Annotated in this window: 4 protein-coding genes; all 4 read left to right on the top strand. The window is 52.6% G+C overall.

From position 1 onward, the window contains the following. Window positions 1-398, top strand: a 398-nt coding sequence (locus IWX85_RS20095; protein ID WP_196870979.1) for a hypothetical protein, incomplete at its 5' end; no start/stop codon positions are given. 89 nt (window positions 399-487) lie between these two features. Further along, window positions 488-700: a hypothetical protein gene (locus IWX85_RS20090; protein ID WP_196870978.1), complete on the top strand. Its 213-nt coding sequence runs from the start codon at window positions 488-490 to the stop codon at window positions 698-700. Window positions 701-812: 112 nt separating this feature from the next. Next, entirely contained in the window at window positions 813-1,307 is a 495-nt protein-coding gene (locus tag IWX85_RS20085; RefSeq protein WP_196870977.1) for a hypothetical protein, read from the top strand. Next, window positions 1,307-1,843, top strand: a 537-nt coding sequence (locus IWX85_RS20080) for a hypothetical protein (RefSeq protein WP_196870976.1), incomplete at its 3' end; no start/stop codon positions are given. The genes IWX85_RS20085 and IWX85_RS20080, both read left to right, overlap by 1 nt.

Genomic DNA, 1,843 nt, shown 5'->3' with positions numbered 1-1,843 from the left:
GCACGGTTTATGGCGGCTCCAAAACCTCTTTTTACCAGCCGACGCTTTATCAAAAGGGCCTCCAGCTTGGCGACGGCCACCCGGTGGACTATCTCAGGCTGGAACATCGGTTTGCGCCTTCCAAGTCTCTCGAAAAAAGCCAACTTTCGTCAGCTTCACCGCTCGACATGATCGGCCTGCGTCCAGTTGCCAGAGATTTGTCTGAATCAATTGCCGGGCTGGCGGCTGCGGCATACAAGCTGAATCGTCAGCCTAAAGAACTTTCGCCGTACCACTGGATGCTGGTGCAGTACGGGAAGGTTTTCCGCGAACTGTTCGAAGATCACGGCTCTCCGGCTGCTGTTGGAAATCAGATCTATCACGACCTGGCATTACTTGCGGAGGACCGAACCACATAAACGCGCGGATACCGAATTAAAACGAGCCGGGAAGATGCGGAAACATCCACCTGGCTCTGACCACAACCGAACTAAACAGGAGTTCAATCATGGCTGCAATGAATTTTATTGATGAAGCACGAGTCCACCTCGAAAACGAGCTTTTAGACCTAGACAACATTCTCAAAATGACAGGTGAGGCAGCTGGCGAAGTTACACCGACCTGGTTGTATGTCGTCGAAGGTCGTTTCGAGAAAATTCAGGCAAAAGCAAGGGCCTACATGATGGCGGTTCATGAACATGCGCGGCCCGTCCTGTCTTGATGGCGCCAGCCATGTAGCGAAGCGGTACTGAACCCGAATTAAGCAGATCGAACCCTTCCGTGCGGCTACGCGTGGCGGGGTTTTTGCATTGCACTTGGCTAAATCACGCGCCGTGAAAAACAGTGTTTGTGTTCCTTTAGGTGATGCACTATCATCTAAAAGAATCACCGGATACAAATTAATGCCAACTCTCAAACCACGAATTTCAATAACGCTTGAGCCTGAGCAGCTGGCAATTCTTGACCGGTTCGCAAAATCTACAGACACGCCTCGCGCTACGGTCGTTGCAGAGTTAATTGCTGCAACTTTGCCTCAGCTTCTGAAGGTTGCAGAGCTTTGTGAGCTTGCTAAAGCCGCTCCCAAGCGTCTACAAGACTCTTTAGTCCAAGACCTATCAAATGCGACGGTTGAAGTCATGGGCGGCCTCGTGAGGGCTCAAGACGACTATTCCAAGATGCTTTCCAAACTGAAGAGCGAGGATTCCGGTCCGAAAGCCAAAGGGCGCGTTTCGGGTCCGTCGCCGGATGCGAAGCGTTCGGCTGCGGATGCGAGAAAGCGCAACACCGGGCCTTCTGACCCCCACCTACTAACAGGGGGGTCAAAATAATGAAAACACCTGATGGCACACCTCTTGAACCCGTTTTCGACTGGTATCAGTACAGCTCGCCAGTTGGCCTAAAAGACCTTTTAGAGGTTCTTGAGCCTTTCACTTCAGAAAATCCTCTGGTCGTCGAATCGCCAAAGCTGAAAGGCTATGGATGGGCCTTAAAAACCGGGGGGCGTGGTGGCTCTCTTCTCATTCATTACGGCGGTAAAAATGGCGATGACCACGGCCCAAATGTTGCGGGCACTGGCTCGTTTTCTCCCAAAATCGCGGAACTCACAAGAGCAGCAAATCTGCCTCACGGAGTGGGAAGAGCAGATGTCCGATTGGACTTCCTCGCGGACTTCGCGGAGTGCCGGCTCAAGTTCATCGAAAGATGCAATCTGGCCGGAATGCGATCGACCGATACCGGATCGTGTCCAGAATCCACGCTACAGCTTGGGCGCACGGTTTATGGCGGCTCCAAAACCTCTTTTTACCAGCCGACGCTTTATCAAAAGGGCCTCCAGCTTGGCGACGGCCACCCGGTGGACTATCTC

The organism is Polaromonas sp. CG_9.11, from assembly GCF_015752225.1.
In the GTDB taxonomy this organism is placed as follows: Bacteria; Pseudomonadota; Gammaproteobacteria; order Burkholderiales; family Burkholderiaceae_C; genus Polaromonas.
Note: the sequence above shows the minus strand (reverse complement) of the source record. Positions and strands in the feature narration are given on the sequence as shown.